Source organism: Kocuria cellulosilytica (genome assembly GCF_040981245.1).
GTDB lineage: Bacteria > Actinomycetota > Actinomycetes > Actinomycetales > Micrococcaceae > Kocuria > Kocuria cellulosilytica.
This window is the reverse complement of record NZ_JAVFWZ010000001.1, coordinates 497,216-522,992: the sequence shown is the minus strand read 5'-3', so window position 1 is coordinate 522,992 and position 25,777 is coordinate 497,216. Positions and strand designations below refer to the sequence as shown.

At 72.9% G+C, this 25,777-nt stretch carries 23 protein-coding genes; 6 read left to right on the top strand and 17 right to left on the bottom strand.

Annotated elements, in window-relative coordinates; all coding sequences use genetic code 11:
* Nucleotides 1–57: 57 nt before the first annotated feature.
* From RCG67_RS02405 to RCG67_RS02370, 8 genes are all read right to left on the bottom strand, one after another.
* The gene (locus RCG67_RS02405) at nucleotides 58–840 is read right to left on the bottom strand and encodes a VOC family protein (protein WP_368824685.1); all 783 of its coding nucleotides are present in this window, start codon (nucleotides 838–840) and stop codon (nucleotides 58–60) included.
* A 158-nt stretch (nucleotides 841–998) separates the two neighbouring features.
* Nucleotides 999–2,276, bottom strand: coding sequence for an N-acetylglucosamine-6-phosphate deacetylase (locus RCG67_RS02400; RefSeq protein ID WP_368824684.1), 1,278 nt, complete (start codon nucleotides 2,274–2,276; stop codon nucleotides 999–1,001).
* A 48-nt stretch (nucleotides 2,277–2,324) separates the two neighbouring features.
* Complete coding sequence (locus RCG67_RS02395) at nucleotides 2,325–3,200, bottom strand: endonuclease/exonuclease/phosphatase family protein (protein ID WP_368824683.1); 876 nt, start codon at nucleotides 3,198–3,200, stop codon at nucleotides 2,325–2,327.
* Nucleotides 3,197–4,177, bottom strand: coding sequence for a family 43 glycosylhydrolase (locus tag RCG67_RS02390; RefSeq protein WP_368824682.1), 981 nt, complete (start codon nucleotides 4,175–4,177; stop codon nucleotides 3,197–3,199). The genes RCG67_RS02395 and RCG67_RS02390 overlap by 4 nt, the downstream gene beginning before the upstream one ends.
* Nucleotides 4,174–4,962, bottom strand: coding sequence for a glucosamine-6-phosphate deaminase (gene nagB, locus RCG67_RS02385; RefSeq protein ID WP_368824681.1), 789 nt, complete (start codon nucleotides 4,960–4,962; stop codon nucleotides 4,174–4,176). The genes RCG67_RS02390 and nagB overlap by 4 nt, the downstream gene beginning before the upstream one ends.
* 50 nt (nucleotides 4,963–5,012) lie before the next feature.
* Nucleotides 5,013–5,879, bottom strand: coding sequence for a carbohydrate ABC transporter permease (locus tag RCG67_RS02380; protein ID WP_368824680.1), 867 nt, complete (start codon nucleotides 5,877–5,879; stop codon nucleotides 5,013–5,015).
* Between the two features lies 1 nt (nucleotide 5,880).
* Nucleotides 5,881–6,855 carry a carbohydrate ABC transporter permease gene (locus RCG67_RS02375; protein ID WP_368824679.1) on the bottom strand — a complete coding sequence of 325 codons (975 nt, stop codon included), beginning with the start codon at nucleotides 6,853–6,855 and terminating at the stop codon, nucleotides 5,881–5,883.
* A gap of 54 nt (nucleotides 6,856–6,909) precedes the next feature.
* Complete coding sequence (locus RCG67_RS02370) at nucleotides 6,910–8,238, bottom strand: ABC transporter substrate-binding protein (RefSeq protein WP_368824678.1); 1,329 nt, start codon at nucleotides 8,236–8,238, stop codon at nucleotides 6,910–6,912.
* Nucleotides 8,239–8,387: 149 nt separating this feature from the next.
* On the opposite strand from RCG67_RS02370, the gene RCG67_RS02365 reads away from it, so the two are divergent.
* Together RCG67_RS02365 and RCG67_RS02360 are read left to right on the top strand one after the other, a co-directional pair.
* Nucleotides 8,388–9,110: a GntR family transcriptional regulator gene (locus RCG67_RS02365; RefSeq protein WP_368824677.1), complete on the top strand. Its 723-nt coding sequence runs from the start codon at nucleotides 8,388–8,390 to the stop codon at nucleotides 9,108–9,110.
* A gap of 167 nt (nucleotides 9,111–9,277) precedes the next feature.
* Nucleotides 9,278–9,784 carry a glutathione peroxidase gene (locus tag RCG67_RS02360; RefSeq protein WP_368824676.1) on the top strand — a complete coding sequence of 169 codons (507 nt, stop codon included), beginning with the start codon at nucleotides 9,278–9,280 and terminating at the stop codon, nucleotides 9,782–9,784.
* A 28-nt stretch (nucleotides 9,785–9,812) separates the two neighbouring features.
* Here RCG67_RS02360 and rocD read toward each other — a convergent pair whose 3' ends face one another.
* Nucleotides 9,813–11,078 carry an ornithine--oxo-acid transaminase gene (gene rocD / locus RCG67_RS02355; protein WP_368824675.1) on the bottom strand — a complete coding sequence of 422 codons (1,266 nt, stop codon included), beginning with the start codon at nucleotides 11,076–11,078 and terminating at the stop codon, nucleotides 9,813–9,815.
* Between the two features lie 175 nt (nucleotides 11,079–11,253).
* Here rocD and RCG67_RS02350 point away from each other — a divergent pair, with 175 nt between their 5' ends.
* Nucleotides 11,254–12,120: an alpha/beta fold hydrolase gene (locus RCG67_RS02350; protein ID WP_368824674.1), complete on the top strand. Its 867-nt coding sequence runs from the start codon at nucleotides 11,254–11,256 to the stop codon at nucleotides 12,118–12,120.
* A 63-nt stretch (nucleotides 12,121–12,183) separates the two neighbouring features.
* Here RCG67_RS02350 and RCG67_RS02345 read toward each other — a convergent pair whose 3' ends face one another.
* The 8 genes from RCG67_RS02345 to RCG67_RS02310 form a co-directional block, all read right to left on the bottom strand.
* The gene (locus RCG67_RS02345) at nucleotides 12,184–12,696 is read right to left on the bottom strand and encodes a hypothetical protein (RefSeq protein ID WP_368824673.1); all 513 of its coding nucleotides are present in this window, start codon (nucleotides 12,694–12,696) and stop codon (nucleotides 12,184–12,186) included.
* Nucleotides 12,697–13,226: 530 nt separating this feature from the next.
* Nucleotides 13,227–14,390, bottom strand: a complete 1,164-nt coding sequence (gene mmsB / locus RCG67_RS02340) for a multiple monosaccharide ABC transporter permease (RefSeq protein WP_368824717.1) — start codon at nucleotides 14,388–14,390, stop codon at nucleotides 13,227–13,229.
* A 93-nt stretch (nucleotides 14,391–14,483) separates the two neighbouring features.
* Nucleotides 14,484–16,013 carry a multiple monosaccharide ABC transporter ATP-binding protein gene (mmsA, locus tag RCG67_RS02335; protein WP_368824672.1) on the bottom strand — a complete coding sequence of 510 codons (1,530 nt, stop codon included), beginning with the start codon at nucleotides 16,011–16,013 and terminating at the stop codon, nucleotides 14,484–14,486.
* A gap of 80 nt (nucleotides 16,014–16,093) precedes the next feature.
* Complete coding sequence (gene chvE, locus RCG67_RS02330; protein ID WP_368824671.1) at nucleotides 16,094–17,200, bottom strand: multiple monosaccharide ABC transporter substrate-binding protein; 1,107 nt, start codon at nucleotides 17,198–17,200, stop codon at nucleotides 16,094–16,096.
* A gap of 128 nt (nucleotides 17,201–17,328) precedes the next feature.
* On the bottom strand, nucleotides 17,329–18,843 hold the full coding sequence (araA, locus tag RCG67_RS02325) for an L-arabinose isomerase (protein ID WP_368824670.1): 1,515 nt from the start codon (nucleotides 18,841–18,843) through the stop codon (nucleotides 17,329–17,331).
* Entirely contained in the window at nucleotides 18,818–19,570 is a 753-nt protein-coding gene (locus RCG67_RS02320) for an L-ribulose-5-phosphate 4-epimerase (RefSeq protein WP_368824669.1), read from the bottom strand. The genes araA and RCG67_RS02320 overlap by 26 nt, the downstream gene beginning before the upstream one ends.
* Entirely contained in the window at nucleotides 19,567–21,255 is a 1,689-nt protein-coding gene (araB, locus tag RCG67_RS02315) for a ribulokinase (RefSeq protein WP_368824668.1), read from the bottom strand. The genes RCG67_RS02320 and araB overlap by 4 nt, the downstream gene beginning before the upstream one ends.
* A 169-nt stretch (nucleotides 21,256–21,424) precedes the next feature.
* Complete coding sequence (locus RCG67_RS02310; RefSeq protein ID WP_368824667.1) at nucleotides 21,425–22,474, bottom strand: LacI family DNA-binding transcriptional regulator; 1,050 nt, start codon at nucleotides 22,472–22,474, stop codon at nucleotides 21,425–21,427.
* Nucleotides 22,475–22,661: 187 nt separating this feature from the next.
* On the opposite strand from RCG67_RS02310, the gene RCG67_RS02305 reads away from it, so the two are divergent.
* The 3 genes from RCG67_RS02305 (at nucleotide 22,662) to RCG67_RS02295 (ending at nucleotide 25,738) form a co-directional block, all read left to right on the top strand.
* Nucleotides 22,662–23,645, top strand: coding sequence for an aldo/keto reductase (locus tag RCG67_RS02305; protein ID WP_368824666.1), 984 nt, complete (start codon nucleotides 22,662–22,664; stop codon nucleotides 23,643–23,645).
* A gap of 81 nt (nucleotides 23,646–23,726) precedes the next feature.
* Nucleotides 23,727–24,203 carry a MarR family winged helix-turn-helix transcriptional regulator gene (locus RCG67_RS02300; protein ID WP_368824665.1) on the top strand — a complete coding sequence of 159 codons (477 nt, stop codon included), beginning with the start codon at nucleotides 23,727–23,729 and terminating at the stop codon, nucleotides 24,201–24,203.
* A 107-nt stretch (nucleotides 24,204–24,310) separates the two neighbouring features.
* Complete coding sequence (locus RCG67_RS02295) at nucleotides 24,311–25,738, top strand: alpha/beta hydrolase family protein (protein ID WP_368824664.1); 1,428 nt, start codon at nucleotides 24,311–24,313, stop codon at nucleotides 25,736–25,738.
* The last annotated feature ends 39 nt before the right edge of the window (nucleotides 25,739–25,777 follow it).

Sequence of the window (25,777 nt, the reverse complement as noted above, 5' to 3'; positions counted from 1 at the left end):
CGTCACGACGGGCACGGCCCCCGGCCCCCGGGCAGAGCGCAGCGCGGACGGCGTCGGCTACGTGCCCCCGGGCGTCATGATCGCGAAGGACTCCCGGTCCGGGCCGGCCACGACCGCGAGCCGCCCGTAGGCGAAGTCGAACGGGTTCTCCACGACCGATCCCCCGGCCTCGCGCACGCGCTGGACGGCGGCGTCGACGTCGTCCACCTGGAAGCAGACCGACCAGACCGCGGGGGCGTTCTCGGCTCCGGGGTCGGTCCCGCCGATCCCGCCGGCCGGGCGTTCCCCGTGCGGCACCGTGAACGTGGCGTAGGAGACACCCTCCTCGCCGATGTCCTCGTAGTGGTAGCCGAAGACGTGGGCGTAGAAGTCGCGGGCGGTGTGGTGGTCGGGGGTCATGAGGTCGCACCAGGCGACGCTGCCGGGCACGTCGACCACCGCGAACCCGATGTGCTCCCCGGCCTGCCACATCCCGAAGGCCGCCCCGGTGGGATCCTGCCAGACGCCCATCCAGCCGAACCGGCCCACCTCCACCGGCTCCATCAGCTGCGTGCCGCCGGCCGCGTGCACCCGCTCGGCGCAGACGTCGATGCGCTCCGTGGCGAGGTAGACCTGCCACACGTGCGGCACGCCCTCCAGGTCCGGGGCCGCCGGGGAGAGCCCGGCCACGGGGACGCCGCCGACCAGGGCGTTGCGGTACCCGCCGTGCTCCGGCCGCGGCTCGCTGTACTCCCACCCGAGCACTGTCCGGTAGAACTCCTGTGTGCGGCCGGGATCGGACACGGTGAGATCCGCCCAGCAGGGCGTCCCGGCGGGCCACGGTTCGGTGCGCTGTGTCATGACGGGCTCCTTCCGACACGGCCAGCGTACGCCGCGCCTCCCCGCCCCACAGGACCGGCCCGGGGGATCGTCACCCACCTGTGCCCCCTGCTCCCCTCCCTGCCGTCTCCCTGGTGCGAGATTGCGGTTGTCGGCCACCGAGCGGGGTTGCGTAGCCGTCAGCCGCAATCTCGGCGTGCCGGCGGGCGTCCCGGGGGGCGCTCCGGGGGGCGGGGAGGGGTTCCGGAGATCCACCGGCCCCGGCGCATCACGGCGGCCGGCCGCAGGTCCTCCCCCACGACCAGGAGGTCCGCCAGCGCGCCCGTCGTCAAGCTCCCGGCCTCACCCGCCAGGCCGAGGACCCGGGCGGGGACCACGGTGGCCGAGCGCAGCGCGTCCCCGAGGGGGACGCCCGCCGCGACCGTCCGGCGCAGGACCTCCAGCATCGTGGCCGTGCCACCGGCGATCGATCCGTTGGAGACCAGCGAGGCCACTCCGTCCTCCACCCGGACCTCCGCCGCGCCGAGCGTGTAGGTGCCGTCCGTCAGCCCGGTCGCGGCCATCCCGTCGGTGACCAGCGCGATGCTGTCCGCCCCCGCCAGCTCGAACGCCCACTGCACGATGCCGGGGTCCAGGTGGGTGCCGTCCGCGATGAGCTCGACGACGGCCCGGCCCTGCGCCGCGGCGCGCAGGCAGGCCGGCACCGGCCCGGGCGAGCGGTGGTGGATCGCGGGCATGGCGTTGAACAGGTGCGTCACCGTGGGCAGCCGGGGAGCACCGTCCACGGCGGCGTCGCGGAGCATCTTCTGCACCCGGTGCAGCGCGGTCTCGACCGTCGTGGTGTCCGCGTCGGTGTGCCCCAGCGAGGGGACCACGCCGTGGGCGACGAGCAGCTCGGCCAGCTCCTGCGCGCCGGGCAGCTCCGGGGCGAAGGTCATGGTCCGGAGCGTCCCCTTCGCGGCGGCGATGAGCTCGGACGCCAGCCCGAGGTCCGGCTCCCGCATCTCCGCGGGATCCTGCGCCCCGCACCGGGCCGTGGACAGGAACGGGCCCTCGAGGTGGATCCCGGCGACCAGCCCGTCCTCGGTGAGCGCCGCCAGCAGCGGCTCGGCGGCCAGCATGTCCGCCCGCGAGGCGGTGACCAGGCTGGCCACGAGCGTCGTCGTGCCCTGCCGGTGGAAGGCGTCGAGGGTGGCCCGGACCGGTCCCTCCGCCGAGGAGGAGAAGTCCGCGCCGAAGCCGCCGTGGCAGTGCACGTCCACGAGCCCCGGCAGGATCATCTGCCCGGGGCCCAGGACGAGGTGCTCCCCCGGGTCGCCGCCAGGATGCCCGGACCGGGGCCCGGCGTGGAGGACGCGATCGCCCTCGACGACCACCAGGCCGTCCCGGTGCTCGGCGTACCCGGTGTGCACGCGGCCGGAGAGCACCGTCCTGCGCGGGGAGTCCTCGGAGACCACGGGTCTCACCTCCTGACTGGTCGTGCGGGGCGTCGGACCGGTCCGGGACTACCGGACCAGCCCGTTCGGGGACCGCGGGATCCCGAGGTCGGCGACGATCGGCAGGTGGTCCGACGCCGACGTGCGCACCACGTGCGCCTCCTGCGGCCGCACGCCCTCCGACACCAGCACGTAGTCGATGCGCAGGCTCGCGTCCAGGACCGGGGCGCCGTCCGGGGCGAAGGTGTGGGCGTCGTCCTGGCCCAGGGCCGCGAAGGTGTCCGTGAACACCGAGAAGAGACCCTGCAGCTCCGGAGCGCCGGGTTCGGCGTTGAGATCCCCGACGACCACCGCCGGGCGCCGGCTCTCACCGGTGATCTCCACGATCTCCCGGGCCTGCAGCTCGCGCTGCTCGGCGCGCTGGTGGTCGAGGTGGGTGCTGTAGAACCCCGCATGGTGACCCTTCACGTTGATCACCGCCTCCAGCAGTCCGCGCTGCTCGGTGGGCCGCTCCGGGTGCTCGATGCTGGTCAGCAGGTGGTTCTCGGAGTCGATGATCGGGTGCTCGCTGAGGATCGCGTTGCCGTACCGGCTGTTCTCCGTCCGGCCCTCGGCGGGCGCCACGTCCAGGTTCGCGCCGTACACGTAGTGCATGCCCAGGAGCTCCGCGAGACGGGCGGCCTGGTCCTCGAAGTCGCTGCGCGAGGACCAGGCGTCGTCGACCTCCTGCAGGCCGATCACCTCCGCCCCCGACGCCTCGATCACCGCGGCGGTGCGCTCGAGGTCCAGCACGTCGTTCCCGTCCGCGCCGTGGTGGATGTTGAAGGACATGACGCGGAGGTCGGTGGCGCGTTCCGGGGCGGCCGCGGCGGGGGCCGCGGCGAGCACGCCGGTGGTCACGAGCAGGGCGGCCGCGGAGGCCGCGGCCATCAGGGTCTTCTTCACGAGGTGCTCCTGGGGGTGGGGATGGGTGGTCGGTCGTGGACGGGGAAGAGCCGGCCGTCCGTCAGCAGGTCCGTCAGCGGCACGGGGCTCGCGATCTCGCCGACGAAGCGGCCGTCCACGCTGTTCTGGAAGCCGAACACGACCCACCGGCCGTCGCGCTTGCGGAACAGCTGGGCGGCGTAGACGCCGGGCACGAAGAAGCTGGAGCTCCGCTCGAGCTCCCACGGGCCGAGCCGGCCGGCCCCGGGGGCGATCCAGGTGCCGGTGCTCGCCGCCGAGAACGGGATGCCGGGGGCCAGCCGCGGGAGGCAGGAGAAGATCAGCACCCCGGCGCCGTCCACGACCTGCGCCTGGACGACCTCCATCTCCCCGAAGCCGGCGGGCGCGGTCAGCGGGGGCCGGACGGTCCAGTGCTCCAGGTCGTCGCTCACGGCGTGGCCGACCACGCCGCGGGCGGCCGGATCCCCGGTGGCGGCGCGCGCGGTGACGAGCATCTGCCACTGCCGGGAGTCGTCGTCGTAGAAGACGAAGGGGTCCCGCCACGCCTCGTCCGGCCAGGTGCCCTCCCCCAGCTTCTCGTACCAGCGGGGGTCCGCCTCGAGCGGGCCCGCGCCCGTGCGCTCCCAGGTGATCAGGTCGTCCGAGACGGCCGAGCCGATGCGCTGCCGCAGCCCGTCCTCGGCGCGGCTGATGCCGGTGTAGAAGAGGTGCCACCGGCCGTCGTGGCCCTGCACGGTGCTGCCCGTCCAGGTCGCCATGTCGTCCCAGGACGGTTCGTCGCCGGCCACGAGGGCGTCCGGCAGCAGGGTCCAGGTCTCCAGGTCGGAGGAGACGGCGTGCCCGATCGAGGCCCGGCGGTGGCGCTTGTCGGGGTCCCGCAGGGCGCGGCTGGCCCGCAGGAAGAACAGGTGGTAGTCCTGTCCGTCGTCGGCCAGCCAGCTGTCCCAGACCCAGGAGTCCGCGAGGCGGAACGTCATCGCTGCTCCCGGGGCGGCCGGTGCCCGGCCTCGGCCACGAACCGGTAGTAGTCGGTCAGGGCGAGCCGCCCCGCCGCCGCCTCGTCCACCACGACCGTGACCGACCGGTGGAACTGCAGGACGGATCCCGGGCACATCGCGGACACGGGCCCCTCCACGGCGGCCGCCACGGCGGCGGCCTTGCGCTCGCCCTGGGCGACCAGGAGCACGCGGCGGGCGTCGAGGATCGTGCCCAGTCCCTGGGTGACGCAGTGGGTGGGGACGTCGTCGGGCGTCGCGAAGAACCGCGCGTTGTCGGCGCGCGTCCGCGCGGCCAGCGCCTTGACCCGCGTGCGCGAGGACAGCGAGGAACCGGGCTCGTTGAAGCCGATGTGGCCGTTGGCGCCGATCCCCAGGATCTGGAGGTCGATGCCGCCGGCTCCGGCGACGTCCTCCTCGTAGTCGTGGCAGGCCGCCTCGAGATCCTCCCGGGAGCCGTCCGGCACCCGCACCCGCGAGGGCGGCAGACCGAGGGGCCGGGCCAGCTCGCGCTCCAGGACGGCGGCGTAGCCGGCCGGGTGGCCGGCGGGCAGCCCGACGTACTCGTCGAGGGCGAAGCAGCTGAGCCGCGTGAGGTCCAGCAGGCCGTGGGCCCGCCGGCGGGCGAGCTCCCGGTACGTGCCCAGGGGCGACGAGCCGGTGGCCACGCCCAGCACGGTGTCCGGCCGGCGCGAGACCTGGTCGCCGACGACGTCGGCCGCGCGCGCGGCGACGTCGTCGGCCGTGGGCAGGACGAGCACTTCCATGGGGTCCTTCCGGACGGTCGGTGGAACGGGACAGCGCCGGGCGGGCGGGGTCAGCCCTTGACGGCCGAGCTCGCCACGCCCTCGATGAACCAGCGCTGGAAGACGAGGAACACGACGACCACGGGCACGACCAGCAGCACCCCGAAGGCCATGACCTCGCCCCACGCCGGGGGGAGTTGGCCCGCGAAGACGCTGATCTGGAGGGGCAGGGGGCGCAGGTTCGGCTCGGAGATCATCAGGACCGGCCACAGGAACGCGCCCCACTGCGTCAGGAAGGTCAGCACCGCCACCGACGCGTAGGCGGGTTTGCTCATGGGCGCGATGATCTGCCAGAACACCCGAAGCGGTCCGGCGCCGTCCATCCGGGCGGCCTCGTCGATGCTGCGGGGGATGCCGGAGAAGAACGAGTAGAACAGGAAGATCGACAGGGCGTTGCCGACGAAGGGCGCGATCTGGATCCACAGCGTGTTCCGGGCGTCGTTGTAGAGGTAGAACATGGGCACGGCCACGGCCTCGAACGGGACGATGAGCAGCAGCAGGATCCCCAGGAGCACGAGCTCCTTGCCGCGCCAGCGCAGCCGGGACAGGGCGAAGGCCGCCATCGAGTTCACGATCAGCCCCAGTCCCACCACGGAGACGGTGACGGTGAAGGACACGAAGAAGAACCGCCACAGGTGGCCGGTGCTGTCCGAGGACAGGCTCGAGGCCACCCCGGTGTAGTTGTGCAGGCCCCATCCGCGCGGGTCGAAGACCTCGAAGCCGGCGAGCGTGCGGGAGGCGGGGGCCAGGGAGGCGGCCGCCATGTAGGCGACCGGGGCGAAGAACAGGATGCTCGTGACGACGAGCACCGCGTAGCGGGGCGCGTCCGTCCTGCGCCGGCGGCGGTCGGTGGGGGCGGCGGAGCCGTTCTGCGTCATGTCAGTCCTCCCGTTCGCGGGTGGCGCGGCGCTGGATGAGGGACAGGACCACCACGATCACGAAGAACACCACGGAGATCGCGCTCGCGCGCCCGATGTTGTTCTCGTCGAAGGCGGACGTCACGGCCTCGAACATCACGGTGCGGGTGGCGTCCTCGTTGAGCCCTCCGCCGGAGCGCGCCAGGACGTAGATCTGGTCGAACACGCGCAGCGACAGGATCATCGTGTACAGGGCCACGAAGACGAGGGTGGTGTTGATCCCCGGCAGGGTGACGTGCACGAAGCGCTGCCACGCGTTGGCCCGGTCCAGGCGGGCCGCCTCGTAGAGGTCGCCGGGCACCTGCTGCAGGGCCGCCAGCAGGATGACCATCTGGAAGCCGACGCCCTGCCAGATCGACAGGACGATGACCGAGGCCAGCGCCGTGAGCTCGGAGCCCAGCCAGTCCTGGGCCCCGAAGCTCCCGCCCGAGAAGAAGCCGAGCAGGGAGTTGAGCAGTCCGTCGTCCCCGCGGGCGAGGATCAGCCGCCAGATGAGGGCCACCAGGGCGATGGGGAAGACGACGGGGAGGAAGTAGACGGACCGGAAGATCCCGATCCCCGGGATGCTCTTCTGCACCAGCATGGCCAGCGCGAGCGCGAGGGCGGTCTGCACCGGGACCACCACGGCCGCGAAGACCAGGTTGTGGAGCAGCGCGCTGAGGAAGCGGCTCGACACGTCCGGGTCGGTGAAGATCCGGGCGTACTGGGTGATCCCCATGAAGGTGGGGTCGCGCGGGTCGCCGAGCCGGACGTTGTAGAAGGAGAAGCCGACGGCCGCGAAGAACGGGACCGCGACGAACAGCACGAGCAGCAGCACGGCGGGGGCCGCCATGAGGGGCCCGGCGAGGCTGTCCCGCCGGAGCCCTTTCCGGGGCGGCGCCTCGGGCACGTCCTCCGGGGCGGACGCGGGGGCCGCGAGGCCCGGGGTGGTGGTCATGGTGCACTCCTCGCCGGTGCGCGGCGGGACCGCTGGGCGGTCCCGCCGTGCCCGTCACTCGTCCTGGTAGCCGTTGTTGTCCTCGAAGTCGGCGTCGATGGCCCGCGCCGCGGTGTCGAGCTCGGCCTGCGGGTCCGCCCCGCCCCAGATCGCCGCGAGGGCGCTGCCGTAGGAGCTCGTGACCGTGGGGTACCCCGGGGTGATGGGCCGCGCCACCGCGATGCACTCCTGCGTGACGTCCTCCGAGCTGCAGGCCGACGCCAGGTTGGTCGCGAACAGCTCCAGCGGGCCGCCCTCGCCGTAGAGCTCGCTGCCCTCGAGGGCGCTCGTGGTGCCGGGCACCGCCGCGTTGGCCTCGACCATCCGGGCGATGCTCTCGTCGGAGTGCAGGAAGTCGAGGAAGGCGCCGGCCGCGGCCTCGTCCCCTCCGGCCGCCGGCGTCACGCCCCACTGCCAGGAGCCGTGCCCCGCCTTGGTGCCGTTGCCGAGATCGGGCAGGGGCATGAGCACCAGGTCCTCGCCGAGGGCCTCGCTGAACGTGGGGTACATCCAGTTGCCGGTCCAGGTCAGGGCGATGTCCCCGTCGGGAAAGGCGGTGCCGCTGGTGTTCGGGTCCGTGTGCTCCTTCCACGAGGCCCACTCCTCGAGCGCCTCGACGTTCTCGGCGCTGTTGAGCACCCCCTCCGCCGAGCCGTCCCGGAGGAGCGTGCCGCCGTTGGACCACAGGACCGGGGTGGTGGTGAAGGTGCCCCACTCGGCGGCGAAGCCGTTGGCCTCGCCCAGGTCGATCGCGTTGCCCGACGGGCTGACCTCCGCCAGCTTCTGCAGGTTCTGCTCGAACTCCTCCGCCGTCCACGCCTCCTCGGCGGTGGCCGGGGCCTCCACCCCGGCGGCGTCGAGGAGCTGCTGGTTGCCCCACAGGCCCAGCCCGACGTCGAACATGCCGACGGCGTAGGTCTGGTCCCGGTACGTGCCGCTCTCCCGCACGCCCTCGATCCGGTTGTCGAGGGTCTCCTGCGACACCACGTCGTCGAGGGGCACGAGCTTGCGGTCGTAGACGAAGGACGCCATCGTCGGGGCGTCCATCTCCATCACGTCGGGCAGGTCCTCCGCGGCGGTCGCCTGGACGGTGCTGGTGTAGTCGGCCTCCGGGATGAGCGTCAGCTCGACGCTGACGTCCTCCTGCGAGTCGTTGTACTCGGCGACGAGGGCCTCGAGCGCCTCGGCCTCGGCCGCCTGGCCGCTGTGCGCCCAGACCTCCACGACGCCGTCGCCTTCCGCGCTCGCGCTCTCCCCGCCGCCGCAGGCGGACAGCAGCACGGCCGTCGACAGGCCGGCTCCCAGCACCGCGGCCCGGGACCGGCGCCTCGTTCGTGCACTCATGAGCAGTTCCCCTTCTCTCCGCCGCAGTGTTCGCGATCGTCACTGCCTTCGTTGCCCCCAGCTTGGACTAGACCAATTTGTGTGTCAATGGTCACAGCCGGGCAGACGGGCCCCGGTGGCCCGGACGGGGCGGCCGATATGCTGGTCCGATGAGCGCGGAGCCGCGGACCGTCCCGAAGTACTACCTGCTCAAGGAGCAGCTCCGGGCGCTCGTGCGGGACGCGGCCCCCGGCACGCTCATCCCCACCGAGCGCGCGCTCGCCGAGCAGTACGCCACCTCCCGGACCACGGTCCGGCAGGCCATCGGCGAGCTCGTGGCGGAGGGGGTGCTGGGCCGGGCCCAGGGACGGGGGACCTTCGTGGCCCCACCGCGGTTCACCTACGTGCGCCAGCTGACCTCGTTCAGCGACGACGCGGCCGCCCAGGACCTCGCGAGCTCCTCGAGGGTCCTCGACGTGAGCCGCACGGCCGCCGATGACGACGCCGCGGCCCGCCTCCGCGTGCCCGCCGGCACCGAGCTGGCGCGGGTCGAGCGGATCCGGTTCATCAACGGCGAGCCCCTGGCGCACGAGATCGCCCTGCTCACCGGACCGCTGCCCGACCTCGCGGAGCACCTGGACCGGACCGGGTCCCTGTACACGGCGCTGCGGGAGGACTACGGCATCGACATCGTCGCGGCGGAGGACACCGTGGAGACCCGGCTCGCCGGCCCGGAGGACGTCCGGCTCCTGGGCATCGAGATGGGGGCGCCCCTGCTGCTGATCCACCGGCTCGGGCTCACGTCGGACGACTCGCCCGTGGAGTGGACCCGGTCGGTGTTCCGCGGGGACCGGTTCCGCTTCCTGGCCCGCATGAAGGGCCCGCAGCCCTGACCCGCGAGCCCCCAGCCCTGACCCGCGAGGTTGCGGTTGTCGGCCACCGCGCGGGGTTGCGTAGCCGTCAGCCGCAATCTCGGCGTCCTGGGCGGGGGTCCGGGCGGGCGGTCAGGGCGGCAGAATGGGGGCAGAACATCTGTCCTCGACCGACCCGGAGGCCCCCGATGACCACGCTGCACGACTTCACCGCCAGGACCCTCGACGGGCGCGAGCAGCCGCTGTCCGAGTACGCCGGGAAGGTGGTGCTCGTGGTCAACACCGCGAGCGAGTGCGGGTTCACGCCGCAGTACGAGGGGCTCGAGCAGCTGTGGCGGGACTTCCGGCAGGACGGTCTCGTGGTCCTGGGCTTCCCCTGCGACCAGTTCGGGGGCCAGGAGCCGGGCACGGAGGAGGAGATCGCCGAGTTCTGCAGCCGCAACTACGGGGTCACGTTCCCGATGTTCGAGAAGGTCGACGTCAACGGCCCCGGCGCCCACCCGCTCTGGGCGTGGCTGCGCGAGGAGAAGGGCGGGATCATGGGCGACGCCGTCAAGTGGAACTTCACCAAGTTCCTCGTGGGCCGGGACGGGCGGGTGATCCGCCGCTTCGCCCCGAAGACCGCCCCGGCGCAGCTCGCCGGCAGCATCGAGTCCGCGCTGGCCCACGGGGAGGCGCCCGCCGGGGCGAGCTGAGCCGGGCCGGGGGTGGGCCAGGGGCGGCTCAGCCGCGCACCATCTCCCGCAGCACGTCCGCGAGGGCGGCCAGTCCGCGCTCCAGCTCCCGGTCGGTGATCACCAGCGGCGGGCTGAGCCGGATGGTGGAGCCGTGGGTGTCCTTGGCGAGGACCCCGTGGGCCGCCAGCCGCTCGCAGCACTCCCGGCCGGTGCCGAGCCGCGGATCGATGTCGATCCCGGCCCACAGCCCGCGCCCGCGCACCTCGGACAGGCCCAGCGGCACCAGCTCCGCCAGGCCGGCGTGCAGCTTCTCCCCCATGGCCCGGGCCCGCTCCTGGGGCTCCCCGGTGGCGAGGAGGGCGACGACGGCGCGGCCGACGGCGCCGGCCAGCGGGTTCCCGCCGAACGTGCTGCCGTGCTGGCCGGGCCGCAGCACGGAGAGGACGTCCGCGCGGCCCACGACCGCGGACACCGGCAGGACGCCCCCGCCCAGGGCCTTGCCCAGCAGGTAGAGGTCCGCCTCGACGCCCTCGTGCTCGCACGCCAGCGTCCGGCCGGTGCGGCCCAGCCCCGACTGGATCTCGTCCGCGACGAGCAGGACGCCGCGCTCGGCCGTGCACCGCCGCACGCCCTGCAGATACCCCGGCGGCGGCACGATCACGCCGGCCTCGCCCTGGATGGGCTCCAGCAGCACCGCCACCGTGTCCTCGGTGACGGCCGCCTCGAGGGCGGCGAGGTCCCCGAACGGGACGGTCACGAAGCCCGGCGTGTAGGGGCCGTAGTTGCGGTGCGCGTCGTCGTCGTCGGAGAAGCTGATGACCGTGGTGGTGCGGCCGTGGAAGTTCCCCGCCGCCACGACGATCTGCGCCCGGTCCGGGGCCACCCCCTTGCGCTCGTAGCCCCACTTCCGGGCGACCTTGATCGCCGACTCCACGGCCTCGGCGCCGGTGTTCATCGGCAGCATCATGTCCTGGCCGAGCAGCGTGCACAGCTCCCGGGCGAAGGGGCCGAGCTGGTCGTTGTGCACCGCTCGGCTGGTCAGCGTCACGCGCTCCAGCTGGGCCCGCGCCGCACGGAGGACCGCCGGGTGGCCGTGGCCGAAGTTCAGTGCCGAGTAGCCTGCGAGGAAGTCGAGGTACTCCCGGCCCTCCACGTCCGTGACGGTCGAGCCCTGGGCCCGGGCCACCACCACGTCCAGCGGGGAGTACGTGCGGGCGGTGTACCGCTCGGCGGTCTCCGCGAGCTCCCGCGAGCTCGCGTCGTGGCCGGCCGCGGCGGCGGGGCCGGCGAACTGTGTCGGGGCGTGGTTCATGGGGTTTCTCCCGGTTCCTCGCTGGTGTTGTCTGGGATGTGTGCGTCCCACCACATCACGTACAACGCCGCGGGGCCCACATTCCAGTCCCGGCCCCGCGCGGCCCGTCCCGTTCCCGTTCCCTGCACCGACCCGAGTCCGAGCATGATCCCGACCCCGATCCCCGGGAGGAACCGTGTTCCCCGGCTTCACCACCTATGACGTCCCCGTGGCCGACGGCACTGTCCATGCCCGCACGGGCGGCGAGGGCCCGCCCGTGCTCCTGCTGCACGGCTTCCCGCAGACCCACGCCATGTGGCACCTCCTCGCCCCTGTGCTGGCGGAGGAGTTCACGGTGGTCGCGGCCGACCTGCGCGGCTACGGCCGCTCCCGCACGAGCAGCGAGGACTACACCTTCCGGGCGATGGCCGCCGACCAGGTGCAGCTCATGCGGGCGCTGGGCCACGACCGGTTCGCCGTCGTCGGGCACGACCGCGGCGCCCGGACCGCCCACCGGATGGCGTTCGACGCCCCCGGTGCGGTGGCCTCCGTGGCGCTGCTCGACATCCTGCCCACCCTGGAGGTGTGGCGGTCGATGGACGCGTGGCTGGCCCGGCAGTACTACCACTGGTCCTTCCTCGCCCAGGGCGAGGGGCTGCCGCAGACCCTGATCGGCCACGACCCCGCGTACTTCGTGCGCCGGACGCTCCAGGGGCTCAGCGGCACCCCGGTGCCCTTCGACCCGGCCGCGGTCGCCGCCTACGAGGAGGCGGCCCGGGACCCCGCCGTCGTCGACGCCTGGTGCCGCGACTACCGCGCGGCCGCCGGCCCCGACGTGGCGATCGACGAGGCGGACGAGCACGAGCAGCGGGACCTGCCCGCCCTCGTCCTGTGGGGCGCCCGGGGCCGGGTCGGCGCCCGGGAGGACCCGCTCGCGATGTGGCGGCGGCATTTCCCGCGGGCCGAGGGCCGGGCCGTGGACGCGGGCCACTTCCTCGCCGAGGAGCGGCCCGGGGAGGTCGGCGCGGCGGTCCTGGCGCACCTGCGGGCGGGACGGACGTGACCGCGGCCCCCGACACGGTGATCGGGAGGCGCGGTCGCGCCTCCCGATCACCGCGCGGAGGACCTACTTCCGCATCCACTGGTCGGACGTGTAGTCCTTCCGTCCGTCCGCCGGGGTGAAGTCGGTGTGCACCCACACCCTCAGGTACTCGCGCCCGGAGTACGTGTAGGGCTTGAGCCACACGTGCTTGGTCGCCCAGCTGTGGTGGTAGGTGGCCTTGCGCCAGCCGTCCTTCTGCACGTAGATCGTCCGCGTTCCCCAGTCGCAGTCGGTCGGGTGGCACTTGCCGTACACCCGGACGGAGCCCCCGGGGGTGACGCAGCTGCCGCCGACCGGGCACAGCACCTGGTCCGCGCACCCCCAGTTGACGTTCACCCGGGTGACGGACCGGGTGTTCGGATCGGTGTTGCGCCAGGTGCCCGAGATGGTGTCGGGGCCGACGCACAGGGCCTGAGCCGGTGCCGCGGTCACCGTGGTGCCGACGAAGACGATGGCCAGGGCGGCCAGGATCGCGGCGATCAGGGAGACGGCGGCGGCGGATCGGGCGTTCCGCCATCGCATCGCGCTGTGGGACATGACAGTTCCCTCCTCCAGAGGATGTGGTCTCTGCCGGTTCGAGCCGGGGCGGTCCGACCGCCCCGTCGAGCTCTCGGCATGCCCACAGCGTGGCAGGCCGTCCCGCGCTGCGAATCCACCCCCGGATGTACTTCCGGCCTCCATCCCCGGGAGTACTGCCGCCCGGGCGGGCCACCGCGGCGCCCACCGCGGGGAGGGGCGGAGAAGTTCTCAGCTGACTTACCTTTTGCCGGCACAGGCCGTAGCGTGGACCGAGCACGTCGTCCAGGCAGTCCATCCAGCAGAAGGAGCACCAGCATGCGCAAGATCCTCTTCATGGTCGGCAGCGCGGTCTTCGGCCGCATCATGGCGAAGCGGCGCGAGAAGAAGGCCGGCGGCCGCTAGAGCACGAGGCGCCATCCGGTGCGCGCGGAAGGGCCCGGCAGGTGCAGGGTCCGCACGGCGGCCCCCGGCGGGTCCGCCGGGGGCCGAGAGGGTGGGGACGGTGACCTCCCGCTCCGCGGGCCGCCTCCCGGCGGACCGCGGAGCGGTCATTTCAGGGCGTTCGAGGCGCGCCGCTTGTTGAACACGTCGAACCCGACCGCGAGCAGCAGCACCAGGCCCTTGATGAACTGCTGGTAGTCGATCCCCACGCCCATGAGCGACATCCCGTTGTTGAGCACGCCCATGATCAGGCCGCCCGTGATGGCGCCGATGATCGTGCCCACGCCGCCGGTCACGGCGGCGCCGCCGATGAAGGCCGCGGCGATCGCGTCCAGCTCGAACAGGTTGCCGGCGCCCGGTCCCGCGGAGTTCAGGCGGCCGGTGAACACCAGGCCGGCCAGCGCGGCCAGCACGCCCATGTTGACGAACAGCAGGAAGTCGACGCGCTTGGTGTTGACGCCGGACAGCTGGGCGGCCTGGAGGTTGCCGCCGCGGGCGTAGACGTGGCGGCCGAACACCGTGCGGTTCATGACGGCGCTGTAGGCGATCACCAGGACGCCGAGGACCACGAGCACGATCGGCGTCCCGCCGCGGGAGCTGGCCAGCAGCAGGGTGAGGGCGAGGATGACGACGACGCCGAAGACCAGGCGCGTGAGGAACCAGGCGCGCGGCTCGTCCTCCAGGGCGAGCTTCGCGCGGGTGGCCCGGCCCCGCAGCTGGCTCACGACGAGCAGCGCCACGGCGATCAGGCCGAGGCCCACCGTGGTCCAGTCCAGGATGTTGGTCGCCGGCGGGAACAGCCCCGGGAAGAGGGAGCCGCCGCCGAGCTGGCGGTACTCCGGCGGGAACCCGGTGATTCGCTGGTTCTCGAGCACGATCTGCGTCAGGCCGCGGAAGACGAGCATGCCGGCGAGGGTCACGATGAAGGCGGGGATCCCGATGTAGGCCACCCAGAAGCCCTGCCAGGCCCCGACGAGCGCGCCGACCGCGAGGGAGGCCACGAGGGCCACCCACCACGGCAGGCTCCAGTCCCGGATCATGATCCCGGACATGGCGCCCACGAAGGCGGCCACCGAGCCGACCGAGAGGTCGATGTGCCCGGCCACGATGATCATGACCATGCCGATCGCCAGCAGCAGGATGTAGCTGTTCTGGACGATGATGTTGTAGACGTTGTCCGGTTGGAGCAGCGCGCCGCCCGTCAGGGCCTGGAACAGCGTCACGATCACCAGCAGGGCTAGGAAGATGCCGATCTGGCGGAGCCTGCTCATGAGGAACCGGCCGGCCTCGGCCACGGCGGGGCCCTTCTGGGGGCTCCTGCTGTCGAGGGCCCGGTCCTCGTCGACGAGGGTGGAAACCATGGGTCAGTCCTTTTCCTTGGTCATGTGCTGCATGAGTCGTTCGGGGGTGGCCTCGGCGATGGGGACCTCGGCGGTGATCCGGCCTTCGGCGAGCGTGTAGATCCGGTCGCAGATCCCGAGCAGCTCCGGCAGCTCGGAGGAGATGACCAGCACCGCTTTGCCCTGTGCGGCCAGCTCGTTGATGATCGTGTAGATCTCGTACTTCGCGCCCACGTCGATGCCGCGGGTCGGCTCGTCGAGGATGAGCACGTCGGGGTCGGCGAACATCCACTTGGACAGCACGACCTTCTGCTGGTTGCCGCCGGAGAGCTTCCCGGTGATCGAGGAGACCGAGGGCGCCTTGATGTTCATGCTGGTCCGGTACTCCTGCGCCACCAGCGTCTCGCGCCCGCCGTTCACCCAGCCCGCGGACGTGAGCTTGCCCAGGGCCGCCGAGGAGATGTTCCGCTTGATGTCGTCGATGAGGTTGAGCCCGTAGCGCTTGCGGTCCTCCGTGGCGTAGGCGATGCCGTGCCGGATCGCCTCGCTGACGGTCCGTGCCGTGATCTCCTCGCCGTTCTTGTACATCCGCCCGGTGATGCCGGCCCCGTAGCTGCGCCCGAAGATGCTCATGGCCAGCTCGGTCCGTCCGGCCCCCATGAGCCCGGCGATCCCGACGATCTCGCCCGCCCGCACGGACAGGTTCGCCCCGTCCACCACGACCCGCGAGTGCTCCCGGGGGTGGTGCACGGTCCAGTCCTCGACGCGGAGCACCTCCGCGCCGATCTCGGGGACCCGTTCCGGGTACCGGTTCTTGAGCTCCCGGCCCACCATCCCCTTGATGATCCGGTCCTCGGTGACGGACCCGTCGTGGAGGCTGAGGGTCTCGATGGTCTGCCCGTCGCGCAGGATCGTCACGGAGTCGGCGATCGACCGGATCTCGTTGAGCTTGTGGCTGATGATGATGCAGGTGATGCCCTCCTGGCGCAGTCCGCGGACGAGGCCCAGCAGGTGCGCGGAGTCCTCGTCGTTCAGGGCGGCCGTGGGCTCGTCGAGGATGAGCAGCTTCACGTCCTTGGAGAGCGCCTTGGCGATCTCCACGAGCTGCTGCTTGCCCACCCCGATGTCCCCGGCCGGCACGCCGGGGTTGACGTCGAGGCCCACGCGCCGGAGCAGGTCGGCGGCCCGGGCATTGGTCTCGTTCCAGTCGATGACCCCGCGGGTGGCGCGCTCGTTGCCGAGGAAGATGTTCTCGGCGACGGACAGGAACGGGGACAGCGCGAGCTCCTGGTGGATGATGACCACACCGCTGCGCTCGCTGTCCTTGATGTCCCGGAAGGAGACCGTGCCGCCCTCCAGGACGATGTCCCCCTCGTAGCTGCCGTGCGGGTAGACGCCCGACAGCACCTTCATCAGGGTGGACTTGCCGGCGCCGTTCTCCCCGCAGATCGCGTGGACCTCGCCGCGGGCGACGGCCAGGGTGACGTCCTGCAGCGCCTTGACGCCGGGGAAGGACTTGCTGATCCGGCGCATCTCCAGCACGTGCTCGCTCATGCGGGCCTCCTCGTCTCGAGCTGGGTGGTGGGTGGTGGGTCGGACCGGCCGGGCGGTGCGGGCCGCCCGGCCGGTCGTGCTCACTCGAGCTCGGACGCCTCGTAGTAGCCGCTGTCCACGAGGACCTCCTCGTAGTTGTCCTTCGTGACGATCTGCGACTCGAGCAGGTAGGCCGGGACCACCTTCACGCCGTTGTCGTAGGTCTCCTCGTCGTTGACCTCGGGCTCCTCGCCCTTCATCAGGGAGTCGACCATCAGCACGGCGCGCTCGCCGAGCTCACGGACGTCCTTGAAGATCGTGGAGTACTGCTCGTCGTTGATGATGGACCGGACGGATCCGACCTCCGCGTCCTGGCCGGTCACCACGGGCAGCTCCTCCTTGGAGTAGCCGCCGGAGCGCAGCGCGGAGATGATGCCGATCGAGAGGCCGTCGTAGGGGGAGAGCACGCCGTCGAGCTGGTCGCCGCCGCCGACCGTGATGAGGTCCTCCATCCGGTCCTGGGCGGTGTCCGGCAGCCAGCGGAGGATGGCGGCCTGCTCGAACTCCGTCTGGCCGCTGGGGACGTTGAGCGTGCCGTCGTCCAGGTAGGGCTGGAGGGTGTCCATCGCGCCGTTCCAGAAGAACGTCGCGTTGTTGTCGTCGGGGCTGCCGGCGAAGAGCTCCACGTTGAACGGGCCCTTCTCGCCGGTCGGCTCGCCGTTCTCGTCGAGGACCCCGAGACCGGTGAGCAGCGACGTGCCCTGCTGCACGCCCACCTCGTAGTTGTCGAAGGTCGTGTAGTAGTCCACGGTGTCCGACTCGTTGATGAGGCGGTCGTAGGCGATCACGGGGATCTCCTGGGTCTCCGCCGTGTCGAGCACGCTGGTCAGCGTGGTGCCGTCGATCGAGGCGATCACCAGGGCCTCGGCCCCGCCGTTGATCATGTTCTCGATCTGGGAGATCTGCGTGGGGATGTCGTCGTTGGCGTACTGCAGGTCCACCTCGTAGCCGAGCTCCTCGAGCTGGGCCTTGACGTTCTCGCCGTCGGCGATCCAGCGCTCGGACTGCTGCGTGGGCATCGCCACGCCGATCCGGGCGCCCTCGTTCGAGCCCTCGTCCGCGCCGGCGCCGCGGCTGCCGCCGCAGGCCGTGAGGCCCAGTGCCAGGGTCAGGGCGGTCACGCCGGTGAGGGTCTTCTTCAGGGTCATGGTCGTGCCTTTCGTCGGTCCGGGCCGCACTGCCCGAATGGTGGTCCTGTCCGTGCTGGTCGTCGTGTCCGTGCCGCTCGTCGTGTCCGTGCCGGTCCCGGCGTTCGTGCCGGTCCCGGCCCGGGCGGTCAGAGCCTCTGGGCGAGCCGGTGGTACGCCGCGTTCCACCGCACCTCGCGCTGGAACTCCCGCAGGGTGGTGGAGCCGTCGATGACGAGCAGCTCGGTCCGGGTCATCTCGGCGAAGTCCTGGATCACGTCGGCGCCCACCGCGGTGGTGAGCACCGTGTGGTGCGCGGCGCCGGCGGTGAGCCAGGCCGCGGCCGAGGTCGCGAGGTCAGGGTGCGGCTTCCAGACGGCCCGGGCCACCGGCAGGTGCGGGAGCGGTGCGTCCGGGGGCACCACGTCCACGGTGTTGGCGGTGAGCCGGAAGCGGTCCCGCAGGTCGGACATCGCCACGACCACCCCGGGACCGGCGTCGGTGTCGAAGACCAGGCGCACGGGGTCCTCCCGCCCCCCGATGCCCAGCGGGTGCACCTCGAGGGAGGGCCGCGCCGTGGTGAGGCTCGGGCAGATCTCCAGCATGTGGGCGCCGAGGATCTTCTCCTCGCCCGGGACCAGGTGGTAGGTGTAGTCCTCCATGAGGGACGCTCCCCCGGGCAGCCCGGCGCCCATCACCTTGGCCGCCCGCACCAGCAGGGCCGTCTTCCAGTCGCCCTCGGCCCCGAAGCCGTAGCCCCGGGCCATGAGCCGCTGCACGGCGAGGCCCGGCAGCTGCCGCAGCCCGCCGAGGTCCTCGAAGTTCGTGGTGAAGGCCCCGAAGCCGCCCGCCTCCAGGAACTCGAGCATCCCGAGCTCCTGCCGGGCCCCGCAGCGCAGGGACTCGTGGCGGGCACCGCCGCGGCGCAGCTCGGGGGCCACGTCGTAGAGCTCCTCGTACTCGGCGACGAGCTCGTCGACCCGCTCCTCGGGCTGGGCGTCCACCACGGCCACGAGGTCGTTGACCCCCCAGGTGTTCACGGAGACGCCGAACTGCAGCTCGGCCTCGGTCTTGTCGCCCTCGGTCACGGCGACGTTGCGCATGTTGTCGCCGAACCGGGCCACCCTGAGGCCCTGGACCGCCGCGCGGCCGGCGCACGCGCGCTGCCAGGCGGCGATCTGCCCGGTGACCTCGGGGGTCGAGGCGTGCCCCACCACGGTCTTGCGCGGGACGTCGAGCCGGGTCTGGATGTAGCCGAACTCCCGGTCCCCGTGCGCGGCCTGGTTGAGGTTCATGAAGTCGAAGTCGATCTCGCCCCAGGGCAGCTCGACGTTGATCTGGGTGTGCAGGTGCAACAGCGGCTTGCGCAGCGCGTCCAGGCCGGTGATCCACATCTTGGCCGGGCTGAAGGTGTGCATCCACGCGATCACGCCGATCACGTGGTCCTCGGCGTTGGCCTCCAGCGCGGTGCGGCGGATCGAGGCGGCGTCCTTGAGGGTGGGCCTCAGGACCACCCGGACCGGCAGGCCGGCGTCGTCGAGCATCCCGACGATCGCGCGGGACTGCTCGGCCACCTGGCGGAGCGTCTCCTCGCCGTAGAGGTCCTGGCTGCCGGTGAGGAACCAGACCTCGTAGGGCTCAAGAGTGGTGCTGAGAGGGCTCAAGGGAGTGCGCTCCTGGGGTCGTGGGGACGGCGGCGGGCTGCTGGCCGTAGACGTTCTGGTACCGGTCGAACAGGGAGTCGACGTGGACGGGCTCGATGGGCAGCGGCTCGCCCAGCTGGCGGGACAGGTGGACGGTGCGCGCCACGTCCTCGAGCATGGCGGCGGCCTTGACGGCGTCGCGGGCGTCCTTGCCGATCGTGAAGGGACCGTGGTTGCGCATGAGCACCGCGCGGGAGCGGTGCCCGGAGAGGGTCTCCACGATGCCGCGCCCGATCGAGTCGTCGCCGATGACGGCGAAGGGGCCCACGGGGATCTCCCCGCCGAACTCGTCCGCCATGGCGGTCAGGACGCAGGGGACCGCCTCGCCGCGCGCCGCCCAGGCGGTGGCGTAGGGCGAGTGGGTGTGGACCACTCCCCCGACCTCCGGCATGTGCCGGTAGACGTAGGCGTGGGCGGCGGTGTCGCTGGACGGCGAGCGTTCCGCGCCGGGGGTCCCGGGGACCACCCGGCCGTCCAGGTCGCACAGGATCTGGTTCTCCGGGCCGAGCTCGTCGTAGCTCACGCCGCTGGGCTTGATCACGAAGAGGTCGGTGCCCGGCACCCGCCCGGAGACGTTGCCGGCCGTCCAGACCACCAGCCCGTAGCGGACCAGTTCGGCGTGCAGGTCCGCGACCTCGCGCCGGACGCGGGCGACGCGCTCCTCGAGCTCGGGCGTCAGGGTGCTCATGCGGGGACCTCCTGGGTGGAGCGGGCGTTGCGCCGGAGCGCCTTGAGCCGGCGCATGACGTCGCTGCCGCCGCGGCCGAAGTGGTCGTGCAGCGCGGTGTACTCCTCGTAGAGCACGGTGTAGGCCTCGGTGCGCGCGGGATCCGGGGTGTAGGCGGCGCGCTCGAGCCGGCCCATCGCCGCGGCGGCCGCCCGGACGTCCGGATAGGCGCCGGCGGCCACGGCCGCGTGGATGGCGGAGCCCAGGGCCGGGCCCTGGTCGCTGCCGATCACCGAGATCGGCATGCCGAGCACGTCCGCGTAGATCTGCATGAGGAACGAGTTCTTGATCAGCCCGCCGGCCGCCACGAACTCGGTGACGGGGATCCCGGAGGCGGCGAAGGCCTCGACGATCGTGCGGGTCCCGAAGGCGGTGGCCTCCAGCAGGGCGCGGTACACCTCGTGCGGGCGGGTGGCCAGGGTGAGGCCCACGAGCAGCCCGGAGAGCTCGTGGTCCACGAGCACGGACCGGTTGCCGGACTGCCAGTCCAGGGCCAGGAGGCCGTGGGCGCCCACCGGTTCGCGGCTCGCCTGCTCGGTGAGCAGCTCGTGCACGCTGAGCCCGCGCTCGGCGGCCTCCTCCTGGAGCTGCCCCGGCACGAAGTGGGCCGCGAACCAGCCGAAGATGTCGCCCACCCCGGACTGCCCGGCCTCGTAGCCGTAGAGCCCGTCGATGACCCCGCCGTCCACCACGCCGCACATCCCGGGGACCTCGCGCAGGGTGCCGGAGCTCATGACGTGGCAGGTGGAGGTGCCCATGATCGCCACCATCTGCCCCGGCGCGGTGGCCCGGGCGGCGGGGGCGCTCACGTGCGCGTCGACGTTGCCCACCGCCACGGCGATCCCGGCGGGCAGGCCCGTCCACTCGGCGGCCTGTGCGCTGAGCGTGCCCGCGGCGGTGCCGAGGGCCCCGATCGGGTGCTCGACCTTGTCCTGCGCGAACCCGGCGAACCCGGGGTTCAGGGAGCCCAGGAACTCGCGGTCCGGGTACTCGCCGTCCTGCAGGATGCCCTTGTACCCGGCGGAGCACGCGTTGCGCACGTAGGTGCCCGTCAGCTGCCACACGATCCAGTCGGCGGCCTCCACCCAGTGGTCCATCAGGTGGTAGAGCTCGGGGTCCTCCTCGAGCAGCTGCAGGCCCTTGGCGAACTCCCACTCGCTCGAGATCAGGCCGCCGTAGCGGGCCAGCCAGCGCTCCCCGCGCCGGGCCGCGAGCTCGTTGATGCGGTCGGCCTGGCCCTGCGCGGCGTGGTGGCGCCACAGCTTCACGTAGGCGTGCGGACGGCCCGCCAGACCGGGGAGCTCGTTGAGGGGCGTGCCGTCGGCCCGGACGGGGACCATGGTGCACGCGGTGAAGTCGGTGCCCACGCCCACCACGGCGCGCGGGTCCACGCCGGCCGCCCGCACCGCGGCGGGCACCGCCTGCCGCAGGACGTCCACGTAGTCCGAGGGCACCTGGAGCGCCCACTCGGGCGGCAGCGGCTCCCCCGTGGCGGCGAGCACGGTGTCCATCACGCCGTGCCGGTACTCGTGCACCGCGGAGCCCATCTCGGCGCCGTCGTGCACCCGCACGACGACGGCCCGCCCCGACAGGGTGCCGTAGTCGACGCCGATGACGTACGTGGGATCTGGGCTGGTCTGGCTCACGGAGGACCTCGTTGTCGTTCGAGCCGCACGCTCCGGCGGAGAGGCCCTGGGGGCCCGGCCGACTCGGAATGTGAACGGTCACATTTGATGTTCGGGCCAACCTACCGCAGGGCGGGAGCATGTGTCCCACCTCACTTGGTAACGGTTTGGTAACGGCCGCGTCCGTCGTCTACCGGCTTCGGCCGGAGCCGCTCGCGGGCGCCGCCGTGGAGCTGCGCATTACGAGCACGGGCTCCACGTCCCCCGGCCGGACCGGCTGCTCCCCGCGGAGCTGGGCGAGCAGGACCGCGATGCACCGCCGGCCCAGCTCGGGGAAGTCCTGGCGCACCGTGGTCAGCGGCGGCAGGAAGTGAGCGGCCTCGGGGACGTCGTCGAAGCCCACCACGCTGACGTCCCCGGGCACGTCCAGCCCGGCCTCGGCGAGGGCGTGGACGAGGCCGAGCGCGATGTGGTCGTTGCCGCAGAAGACCGCGCCGAGCTCCCGGCTCCGGCGCAGCTCGAGCCCGGCCCGGTAGCCGGAGTCCGCCGTCCACGCGCCGGCGGGGACCACCACGGGCTCGAGCCCCCAGGCGGCCATCTCCTCGAGGCAGCCCTGGCGCCGGGCGTCCGTCTCGACCCAGCCCTCGGGGCCGGGGACGTGGACCACACGGCGGTGCCCCAGCTCCAGGAGGTGACGGGTGGCCAGCCGGGCGCCGGCCAGCTGGTCGACCGACATCCGGTGGTCCTCGCTGTGCAGCGAGTGCACGGTGACGAACGGGATCCGGATGGACAGTTGCTCGATCACCTCCAGCGTGCGCGACTGCGGCGCGAGGATCACCAGCCCCTCCACCGCGTGTGCGACCATGCGGTCCAGAGCCGCCTCGACGGAGGCGCGGTCCGCGTGGTCGATGTGGGCGGTCTCCACGACGTAGCCGGCCTCGTCGGCGGCCGTCTCGACCGCCCGGAGGCTGGCCGACGGGCCGTACTCGGCGCCCGAGGAGACCAGGGCGCCGATGGTCCTGGACTCGCTCGTGACCAGGGCGCGGGCCGCCCGGTTGGGCCGGAAGCGCAGCTCCTCCATGGCCTGCAGCACCCGCTGCCGGGTGGAGTCCCGCAGCGCGGGGTGCCCGTTGATCACCCGGGAGACGGTCTGGTGGGAGACCCCGGCCGCACGGGCCACGTCCCGGATGTTCGGGGCGCGCGGGGGCCGTGCGGAACTCCCACCACCCTCGACGGTCATGGCCAGAACGGTACTGCACGGCACCGGGGGGACCCAGTGACGGCCGGCGGAGGGCCCCGCCCCCCGCCGGTGCTTGCGCGGTGGGCACGGCACACCGCATGGTGGTCCCCGGCGACCCCGGATCCGCGGGACGCCGTCCCCCGGCTCCCGGGAGACCCTTCACCGATCGCGGAACGGGATTCGACGCATGGAACGACGCACACTCGGCAGGACCGGACGGAAGGTCTCCACCGTGGGCCTGGGCACGTGGCAGCTGGGCGCGGACTGGGGGGACGTCGATCCCGCCGAGGCCACCGCCGTGCTGGAGGCCGCCGTGGAGTCGGGGGTGACGTTCTTCGACACCGCCGACGTCTACGGCGACGGCCGCAGCGAGCAGACCATCGGCGCGTTCCTGCGCGAGCGGCCCGATCTGGACATCACCGTGGCCACGAAGATGGGCCGCCGCGCGGACCAGGTCCCGGAGAACTACACGCTCGCGAACTTCCGGCAGTGGGTGGACCGCTCGCGCCGGAACCTGGGCACCGACACCCTCGACCTGGTCCAGCTGCACTGCCCGCCCACGCCGGTCTACAGCGACCAGGAGGTCTACGACGCCCTGGACACCCTGGTCGAGGAGGGCGCCGTCCGCCACTACGGCGTCAGCGTGGAGCGCACCGACGAGGCGCTCGCGGCCATCGCCCGCGGCAGCACCGCCACCGTCCAGATCATCCTCAACGCCTTCCGGCTCAAGCCGCTGGACGCCGTGCTCCCGGCCGCGCAGGAGGCCGGGGTGGGGATCATCGCCCGGGTGCCGCTGGCCTCCGGGCTGCTGTCCGGGAAGTACACCCCGGACACCCGGTTCGCCGCGGACGACCACCGCAGCTACAACCGCGGAGGTGAGGCCTTCGACGTCGGGGAGACCTTCTCCGGGGTGGACTTCGAGCGCGGCCTCGAGGCCGTCCGCGAGTTCGCCGGGCTGCTCCCGGACGGGGTGAGCACGGCCCAGGCCGCGCTCGCGTGGATCATCGCCCAGGACGGCGTGAGCACCGTGATCCCCGGGGCGCGCAGCGTGGAGCAGGTCCGCGCCAACGCCTCCGCGGCGGACACCGGGGACCTGGGCCGTGAGATCGACGCCGGGGTCCGCAGGATCTACGACGCCTTCTTCCGGGAGGACGTCCACCCCCGCTGGTGACCCCCGCCCCGGGAGGGCCCGTCCGGGGCGGCTCCAGCTCGTAGGATGGTCCGGATCCACCCGTGAAAGCGAGCCGCCCCGATGACCTCCAGCCCCACCGCGGACCACCCCGAGCCCGCGCCCGACGGTCTCGCCCGGCTGGCGGGGATCGACCTGGCCCAGGAGCCGGTCTTCCTGATGGCCCGGGCGGCGGCACTGGGCTCCTCGACGGCCAACCAGGGGCTCGCGCCGCTCGGGCTGAAGGTCCGCAGCTACTCGATCCTGGCGGTGGCCTGCAGCGGCACGGGGCCGACGCAGCGCGAGCTCGGCGACCTGCTGCGGATGAGACCCAGCCAGACCGTGGCCATCCTCGACGAGCTGGAGCGGCGCGGCCTGGTGGAGCGCCGGACGGATCCGCGGGACCGCCGCTCCAAGACCGTGGTCCCCACCGGCCCGGGCCGGGAGCTCTACGCGCGCGCCAAGGCCGCCGTCGACCGCGCCACCGAGACGTCCCTCGCCGCCCTCCCGCCGCAGGACCGGGAGGACCTGGCGCGCCTGCTGCGCCGGCTCGCCTTCTGACGGCGCGAGCCGGACGCACCCCTCCGTGCCCTGTGACCCTTGACACACCCCGCCACCGGGCACAGGATCAGTTCACTAACTGAACTGTTCACTTTTGGAGGCATCCCGTGGCCCGTTCCGCCCTGTCCCACCGCACCGCCCTCGTCCCGGCCGCCGCCCTGGCCACGGCACTCGCCACCGCCGCCGGCGCCCTGCCCGCCGTGGCCGCCCCGAGCGCGGCCGCGTCGAGCGCGGCCGACGCCGCCCCGGCCGCGGTGGCCCAGGCGCCGACGACCGTGGCCACCGGAACGCTCGACAGCGGCGCCGCCTGGCGGGCGGAGGTGCCGGCGGACTGGAACGGCAAGGTCGTCCTCTTCGCCCACGGCTTCCGCCCCGGGCCCGCGAACCCCGCCTGGGACGCCGGGTTCGCACCGACGGCGCAGGAACTGATCGGCCGCGGCTACGCCGTCGCGTCGTCGTCCTACGCCGGGACCGGGTGGGCGCTGGAGACGGCCGTCCAGGACCAGCTGGACACCCTCGCCGCCTTCGAGCAGCGCTTCGGCGAGGCGGACCGGGTCATCGCCGTGGGCCGCTCCATGGGCGGGCTCGTCACCAGCCTGATGGCGGAGGTGCCGGGAGCCGGCATCGACGGCGCGGTGAGCACCTGCGGGCTCGTCGGCGGCGGCGTGGCCCTGAACAACTACCAGCTGGACGCCGCCCACGCCGCGACCGAGCTGCTGCTGCCCGGTCAGGACGTGCAGCTGACCGGGTTCACCGCCCCGGGCCAGTCGGACGCGACCATCGCCGCGCTGCGCGCGGCCCTCGAGGAGGCCCGCGGCTCCGCGGAGGGCAGGGCCCGCATCGCCCTGGTGGCGGCCCTGCTGCACACCCCCACGGAGCTGGACGGCGTGGACACCGAGGACCCGGAGGCCCTCGCGGCCGCGCAGGCCGATCTGGTCCTGCAGACCCTGCCGACCGTCATCGAGCGCCGGCACACCATCCTCGAGGCCGCCGGCGGCGACAGCGGCTGGACCGCCGGGGTCGACTACGCCCGGGTGCTGCGGTCCTCCGACCAGCGCCACCAGGTCCGGCACCTGTACCGGCTCGCCGGCCTCGACCTCGCCGAGGACCTCGGGACGCTGACCCGCAACGCCGACATCGCCCCGGACGAGGACGGCCTGGAGTGGATGCTGCGGACCTCCACCCCCACCGGTGAGCTGCAGGTGCCCGTGCTGGCCACCCACACCCTGGTCGACCTCCTGGCCCCCGTCGAGTACCAGGAGGAGTACGCCGAGACGGTCCGCCGGGCCGGCGAGCAGTCCCTGCTCCGGCAGGCGTTCGTGGACCGGGAGGGGCACTGCTCGTTCACCGTCGCCGAGGACGTCGCCGCCGTCGAGGCCATGGACGAGCGCCTGGAGACGGGGCACTGGGGCTCCCTCGCCCGGGCCTCCTCGCTCCAGCGCAGCGCCGAGTCCCTCGGCCCCGACGGCGCCGCCTTCGTGCACCACCACCCGGACGAGTTCGTGGGCGACCGCGCCTGGACCGGCGCGCCCTGAGCCGGGCGCCCGTGCTCGCCCTGCGGGCGCGGGCACGGG

Coding starts and splice junctions, on each gene's coding strand:
- RCG67_RS02365 (WP_368824677.1), top strand. CDS start 8,388: ATGAGCGCGGAGCCGCGGACCGTCCCGAAGTACTACCTGCTCAAGGAG.
- RCG67_RS02375 (WP_368824679.1), bottom strand. CDS start 6,855: ATGACCACCACCCCGGGCCTCGCGGCCCCCGCGTCCGCCCCGGAGGAC.
- RCG67_RS02300 (WP_368824665.1), top strand. CDS start 23,727: ATGACCTCCAGCCCCACCGCGGACCACCCCGAGCCCGCGCCCGACGGT.
- mmsA (WP_368824672.1), bottom strand. CDS start 16,013: ATGAGCGAGCACGTGCTGGAGATGCGCCGGATCAGCAAGTCCTTCCCC.
- chvE (WP_368824671.1), bottom strand. CDS start 17,200: ATGACCCTGAAGAAGACCCTCACCGGCGTGACCGCCCTGACCCTGGCA.
- RCG67_RS02310 (WP_368824667.1), bottom strand. CDS start 22,474: ATGACCGTCGAGGGTGGTGGGAGTTCCGCACGGCCCCCGCGCGCCCCG.
- RCG67_RS02320 (WP_368824669.1), bottom strand. CDS start 19,570: ATGAGCACCCTGACGCCCGAGCTCGAGGAGCGCGTCGCCCGCGTCCGG.
- nagB (WP_368824681.1), bottom strand. CDS start 4,962: ATGGAAGTGCTCGTCCTGCCCACGGCCGACGACGTCGCCGCGCGCGCG.
- RCG67_RS02370 (WP_368824678.1), bottom strand. CDS start 8,238: ATGAGTGCACGAACGAGGCGCCGGTCCCGGGCCGCGGTGCTGGGAGCC.
- mmsB (WP_368824717.1), bottom strand. CDS start 14,390: ATGAGCAGGCTCCGCCAGATCGGCATCTTCCTAGCCCTGCTGGTGATC.
- RCG67_RS02360 (WP_368824676.1), top strand. CDS start 9,278: ATGACCACGCTGCACGACTTCACCGCCAGGACCCTCGACGGGCGCGAG.
- rocD (WP_368824675.1), bottom strand. CDS start 11,078: ATGAACCACGCCCCGACACAGTTCGCCGGCCCCGCCGCCGCGGCCGGC.
- RCG67_RS02380 (WP_368824680.1), bottom strand. CDS start 5,879: ATGACGCAGAACGGCTCCGCCGCCCCCACCGACCGCCGCCGGCGCAGG.
- RCG67_RS02305 (WP_368824666.1), top strand. CDS start 22,662: ATGGAACGACGCACACTCGGCAGGACCGGACGGAAGGTCTCCACCGTG.
- RCG67_RS02405 (WP_368824685.1), bottom strand. CDS start 840: ATGACACAGCGCACCGAACCGTGGCCCGCCGGGACGCCCTGCTGGGCG.
- RCG67_RS02345 (WP_368824673.1), bottom strand. CDS start 12,696: ATGTCCCACAGCGCGATGCGATGGCGGAACGCCCGATCCGCCGCCGCC.
- RCG67_RS02390 (WP_368824682.1), bottom strand. CDS start 4,177: ATGACGTTCCGCCTCGCGGACTCCTGGGTCTGGGACAGCTGGCTGGCC.